Below are 6,419 nucleotides of genomic sequence, written 5' to 3'. Positions count from 1 at the left end.
TTCGTTTTCACTGCTTCTACTTTTGCTTGAGCAGCTTGAACTTCCTCTTTTGTTGCATTAGTGCCTTTCGCTAAAGCTTTGGCTGCTTCTGTCTTGGCAGCTTCTAATTCTGCTTTAAACTCTTCATATTTTCTGTCATATGCTGCGATACTTTCTGGTGTTTTACCTGTTTCATCAGCTTTCTTCAATGAATCAGAGTCCGTTTGTAATTTTGTTTTTTCTTCAGGAGTTGCTGCTTCAATTAAACCATCTTTGGCTTGTTGTAAAGCTGTTTTTTTGGCATTTACTGTTGCTAAAGCATCTCTAACCTCTGCTACAGTTGCATTTTCATTATCGATAACTGTTTTTGCTGCTTCAATAGCTTTAATCGCTTCTTGTTTTGCTGCATTATAAGCAGTAGCACTATCTGCTGTTTTTCCAGGTGTTGGATCTGTTGCTGTTACTAAGGTACTTAACGCTTCTTTTGAATTTCTTAACTCTGTTTTATCAACTCTTAATGCCAATTGTTTCGATAAAGTTGACTCTAAAGCTTCTTTATATTCTGCTGTCTTCTTAACATCCGTACTCGTTACAAGTGTCTTAACTTTTTCTAATTCTGCTAAATACGCAGCTTTTGTTTCATTTGTCTTTCCATCTGTATCTGCTGTTTCAGTTGCTTTTAACTTATAGTAAATTCTTTGTAAAAGATTTTTCGCTACATTACTTGTATCTTGAGCAATCGAAAAATCTAATCCCGTAACAGGTAATGAATATTTTTTATCCCATGCTTGATAACTCATTCCTGTACGATTTTGATCTGCTAAAGAAATTCTAACTTTATAATGATCTGCACCTTTAGGTAATGCAATAGGCTTACTAGTAAATGTCCCAGCCGCTCCATTTGGTTTATTTCCAGGTTTCGCCATTAACTTTTCTGCTTCAGTTTTTCCAATAAAATCTACGCGTTGAGTATGATCTACTCCACCATCTATTGTAGTGCTATTTGACGTCTTAGAAATTTTAATTGTTGCGTTATTTGTTCCATCTTTGGCTCTAGTTACAATCTTCTCACTATCATTTTTTACATCTTTAGAAGGATCAAAAGTTGTTTCATATACTAATTTCTCTTGATTTCCTGTAATACTATAGACTTGAACTTTATAGTTAGCTTTAAAACCATCACTATCTCCAACATAACCAGGTTTAAACTTAACTACTACATCTGAACCATATAAAGTTGAATAAGCTGTAAATGTTTTTTCAATCCCGTTATATCCAGCAACATTCTTGGTAACTCCTTTAGATACTCCAGTTGGTCTATATACACTACTATCCCAAGCTGCTTCTTTTTGATTTGCTCTGGTTATACTCTTTGAAAGTAGTAAAGTATACTCTGTTCTTCTATCCAATGCTTGTTCTTGCAACCAAACAGTGTCATTTAAAGTTGAATTAATTGTTTCTAAAGGATAAACTCCTGCTTCAGTTTTTCTAGCAATGGCAAATTTACCACCATTTACTGCTTTCCAGCCTCCGAACTCAGTAATTTCTTTTACAGCACCTTTTTCTACTTCCTTACTATCACCTAAACTATCCATATTTTGTGAAAGTTTTGTGTTATTTTCAACTGTAGAGTCTAACCCTTTTAGTTTCTCCACTAAAGTTCCTAAATCCGCATTCTCAGCTGGAGATGTATAAATTTGATTCGCAGACGGGTCATCATTTGTAGTAGTTGCATCTGTACGGAATGGGTTATTTGTATTCAACGCTTTTCCATTACGTTCATCTCTAGAACCTGAGTTTGCGATTGAATTCGTATCTGCTGCTTTCTCAGTATTTGTTGCTTTTTTACCTACAGTTGATTTTCCATTTGTAGTATCAACTGCTGTTGCTTCTTTTTTCTCTTCTGGTTTTGTTTGTAATTTTGTTGTTGCTGTAACTAATTTAGCTTGTGCTTGTGATAATTCAGCTTGTGTTTTTGCATTATTTAAAGCTGTCCTTGCTTCTTCTAAGACAGTTCTAAGATTGTTAACGCTTTCTTCTGTCTTGGTAGCATATGCTCCTTTAGCAAACTTTCCATCAACTTCTTTGATTAAATCTGTTAATTCTTTCTTATCTAGAGTCTCCACCTTCTGAGGTGCTGATTCTGGAGAAGGACTATTTTCAACTGTTGAAGGTTGAGTATTTGACTCTACTGTTGCAGCAGGACTATTAGCTACTGTATTCCCTTCGTAGGTTCCATTCTGGATATTCTGATCTTTAGGTTGCGGTGCTAGAGTCTCCCCATTAGTTGAAGGCACTCCTTGCTCTGTAGCAGATACTGCTCCATTTCCTAAAAACATGAACAATGCAGCTACTGCGACACTAGCTGCACCAAAGCTGACCTTACGAATAGAAAAACGTAATTGCTTTTCACGATTGTGTTTACCTTTATGAAACATTTAATTTCCTCCAAAAAAATATTTTATCATATTATATGATACTCTTTTACTATAAAAATTCAATAGAACATTTTCCATATTTTTTAATCTATTATAATTTTATTCGTATATATATATATATATTAAGGAGCTTTTTTAATATAATTATATATTTTTTTGAAATAAAAATCATATAGTCAGAAATATTACATTTTTATAACATTTAGCATTTTAAAAAAGATCAGGAAATTTCCTAATCTTCATGTGTGTTTACTTGATTTTTTTAGCTAGCATGGTCGCAAAGCGTAGTTGAATGCGATTGCCATTCTCATCGCGACGGTGCAGATGACCAGGATTTTCATTGTACTTGACCAAGTCCCAATCCTTGTAATAGTCTGCCAATTCTCCCTTTTTAAATGTGAATGGGAAGTTCACTGAGCAAGGATAATCTTCCGTGTCCATGGCACAGACGATAAGATTATAGCCACCAACAGTGGTATGCTCCTGCATATTTTTGATAATTGCAGGAATGCAGTCTGCTTGCAAAAACATCAAAACAACTGTCGAAACGATGAAATCATAGGCTTGGCTAATACTAGCTGAATTGATATCGTAAAGACCGACTGGCATGTCCAGGTCTTCTTGCTCCACAATGCTTTGCAAAATTTCAAGGGCCAGTTCATTTTGATCCACAGCTGTCACATCAAAACCCTGCTGGGCTAGAAAGAGTGCATTACGACCCTGACCACAGCCCAAATCCAAGGCTTTCCCTGGTTTTACTGTCTGCATAGCCTCTAAGACCTCTGAATGAACAGGATTGGTATTGTATTTCTTAGGGAAATAATCCTCAGGTTTACAATAAAACTCCAAGTACCATTCCACATCGTCTGTTACAGCCTCCACTCGGTGCCAGGCTTGTGGTTGTGCCATGGGATTGTCAGCTCCTGCTTCAAAGAGGTGTTCAGCTAGAACTTGACCTTCTTCCGTCAATTCAATAAACTTGAGGGCTCCTTTTACAACTGTAATCTTACCCCAAGTTCCGACCTTGGTATTGTGTTTCTGCTGAACCGCCTCTGGCATGGTTTCTTTAGTCCACAAGGGCATACGTTTATAGGCAATTAGTTTTTCCATTTTCATTTCCTCTTTTTATCGCTGGTTGACTGCTTTCATCACGCGCGCAATATCGCGATTCTGCTCACGACGTTTGATTGACTCCCGTTTATCATAGTCATGTTTCCCTTTAGCTAAACCTAAAAGAAGCTTGGCATAACCATCTTTGATATAGACTTTAAGAGGAACCAGGGTCATTCCTGTCCCTTTAGTCTCTTGTTCTAATTTTTGGATTTGTTTCTTATGGAGCAGGAGTTTGCGACGACGTTCTGGTTCTTGGTTCCAGATATTGCCCTCTTCGTAAGGAGCGATATGAACATTGCTCAGCCAGACCTCCCCATTTTTTACTTGGGCAAAGCCATCCTTGAGGTTGATTCGAGCAGCTCGCACACTCTTGATTTCAGTTCCAGTCAGGACCATCCCTGCCTCTAGCGTATCTACGATTGTATAGTCGTGGCGCGCCTTTTTATTTTGCGCGACGACCTTTCCCTCGCCCTTTGCCATGCTTGACTCCTTTCTTAGCTACTTCCTTATAAAAAGGTTTCTTTTCTTTTTTCTTCTTGTCTTTTTGTGCATACTTACGCTTATCATTTGAGCGTCCTGATTTTCTCTTGTCTTCCTTCTTATCTGAACGACGACTGGAACCACGTCCTCTGTCACTGCGACTAGACTGTTTCAGTCCCTTCTCAATCACATCAAACTCACTTGGTACAAATGAAAAATCAATCTCTCCAGTCATCTTGTCCGCTCTTTCAACTCGAATACGGATTTGCTGACCTACACGGAAGGTTGTTCCTGATTTTTCTCCACGAAGAGTCAAATCACGCTCATTGAAATGATAAAATTCAGGTAGATTAGTGATGTGAATCAAGCCTTCAACTGTGTTTGGCAATTCGACAAAGAGACCAAATTTGACAATACTTGATACAACTGCATCACACTCTTCACCCACGTATTCTTCCATATACTCAGCCTTTTTCATAGCTTCTACTTCACGCTCAGCCTCAATAGCACGACGTTCACGGTTTGAGGACTGGGTCGCAATCTCTGGGATCACTTGCTCAAAATGCTCTGCTATTTCCGTAGAACAGCCGTAATCCCGAATCATACGGTGAACAAGAAGGTCTGGATAACGACGAATCGGACTGGTAAAGTGAGTGTAATAGTCAGCTGCTAATCCATAGTGGCCGTGATTGTGCTCCGAATAGCGGGCCTGTTGCATGGAGCGAAGAAGCATCATAGACAATACATCCGCATAAGGTTCTCCCTCAACAGTACGCATGATGTCTTGGAGAGCCTCCTGGCTAATCTCACTGGCAGTCCCATAAATGCGCAAGCCAAAACTCGAAGCATAATCAATAAACTTCTGAACTTTTTCAGCCTTAGGCTCCTCATGGATACGATAAATGAAAGGTAGATCCAGCTTGCTAAAATGCTCGGCAACTGTTTCATTGGCCATCAACATGAAGGACTCAATCATACGCTCGGCAATGCCACGCTGACGAAGAACGATATCAACAGGCTTACCCTGTTTATCCACTAAAATCTTCGCTTCATTGGTATCGAAATTGAGGGCTCCACGTTTCACACGCATGTTTTCTAAAGTTTCATGGAGCTTAGCCATAAGTTCGATACTTGGAACAATTTTCTTATATTCTTGTCTCTTCTCCTCGTCGCCAGCTAGGATATCATTGACATCACTATAGGTCATACGGAAGCTTGTCTTGATAACCGTTTGTGTAATAGTGTAATTAACCACACGACCATGTTTATCAATCTCCATGATGGCTGACTGAGTTAGACGGTCAACTTGAGGATTGAGGGAGCAGATGCCATTTGACAAACGCTCTGGAAGCATTGGCACCACGCGGTCTGTCACGTAAACAGAAGTCGCACGGTTAAGGGCTTCCTTGTCAAGGGCAGAACCCTCGGTCACATAATAGGAAACATCTGCGATGTGAACCCCAAGCTCCAGATTGCCATTTTTCAGAGCCTTGATATGCACTGCATCGTCCAAGTCCTTGGCATCCGCACCGTCAATGGTAAAGGTAATCTCATCTCTCAAGTCCAGACGGCCTTCCATATCCTTTTGAGACAGAGCATCAGGCACACTTTCCGCTTCCTTAAGAACAGCCTCTGGAAACTCGGATACAATGTCCATAGACTCCAAAACCTCAAGGACATCAATCCCAACATCCGTTGAATGCCCCACCACATCGAGGACGCTAGCAACAAAGAAATCATGTTTCTTACTTGGGTATTTATCGATAAATACCTTGAGAACTTCTGTTCCCTCCAGTTTAAGAGCTGGTTTCTTCACATAAATCGGTTGGCTGATTTTCTGATTTTTCGAACGGATGTAGCCAGCATACTTAGGCTTTTCCTGATCTAGAACGATTTGGCCGACAACAGTTGTCAGGCTGTGTTCTAAGATATCAATGATTTTTGCTTCTGCTGCTGTTCCCTTATTGCGGTCAGCGACTTTCTTGATGACGACCTCAACGGTATCACCATCAATAGCATAGTTGACATCGTTTTTCCCTACAAAAAGGTCATCCTCCTCGCCTTCCAGGCTGACAAAGCCAAAGCCATTTTTATGGGCATGAAAAATCCCCTTGAGAGTAATCTCATGTTTTTTCTTGACTTCCAAGGTCAGACTTCCATCTTCTTCAAAGCGAATCTGGTGTTTTCTTTCCATTAGGGACAAGGTTTTTATCAGCTCACGAAAATCCTTGGAACCGTCTTTTCCCAAATCCTGAGCCAAGTCATTGACAGTCACCTTTCCCTTATCTTGCAAATATTCTTTTATTCTATCTTTCATAATTTCTTTCTAGATTTTTTATTTTCTTTTACTGTAAAACCTTCTCAAATATCATTTAAAAATAAAAAGAGGCAAAGACCTAGTCCTGCCCA

The 6,419-nt window shown here is 39.4% G+C and carries 4 protein-coding genes; all 4 read right to left on the bottom strand.

Annotated elements, in window-relative coordinates; all coding sequences use genetic code 11:
• The coding region (locus tag FJR73_RS10325) for a YSIRK-type signal peptide-containing protein (protein WP_258190668.1) at positions 1–2,417 on the bottom strand (2,417 nt) is incomplete at its 3' end.
• Positions 2,418–2,666: 249 nt separating this feature from the next.
• Positions 2,667–3,527: an SAM-dependent methyltransferase TehB gene (gene tehB, locus FJR73_RS03060; protein WP_140833253.1), complete on the bottom strand. Its 861-nt coding sequence runs from the start codon at positions 3,525–3,527 to the stop codon at positions 2,667–2,669.
• Positions 3,528–3,542: 15 nt separating this feature from the next.
• Positions 3,543–4,010 carry an SsrA-binding protein SmpB gene (gene smpB, locus FJR73_RS03055; protein ID WP_001051750.1) on the bottom strand — a complete coding sequence of 156 codons (468 nt, stop codon included), beginning with the start codon at positions 4,008–4,010 and terminating at the stop codon, positions 3,543–3,545.
• Complete coding sequence (gene rnr, locus FJR73_RS03050; RefSeq protein ID WP_140833251.1) at positions 3,973–6,327, bottom strand: ribonuclease R; 2,355 nt, start codon at positions 6,325–6,327, stop codon at positions 3,973–3,975. Before rnr ends, smpB begins: the two co-directional genes overlap by 38 nt.
• Between the last annotated feature and the right edge of the window lie 92 nt (positions 6,328–6,419).

Source organism: Streptococcus sp. D2 (assembly GCF_006385825.1).
GTDB lineage: Bacteria > Bacillota > Bacilli > Lactobacillales > Streptococcaceae > Streptococcus > Streptococcus shenyangsis.
The sequence above is the reverse complement of the archived record's forward strand: the minus strand, read 5'-3'. Positions and strand labels throughout refer to the sequence as shown.

Excerpts from the sequence above, each read along its gene's own strand:
- tehB (WP_140833253.1), bottom strand. The coding sequence starts at position 3,527 with ATGGAAAAACTAATTGCCTATAAACGTATGCCCTTGTGGACTAAAGAA.
- smpB (WP_001051750.1), bottom strand. The coding sequence starts at position 4,010 with ATGGCAAAGGGCGAGGGAAAGGTCGTCGCGCAAAATAAAAAGGCGCGC.
- rnr (WP_140833251.1), bottom strand. The coding sequence starts at position 6,327 with ATGAAAGATAGAATAAAAGAATATTTGCAAGATAAGGGAAAGGTGACT.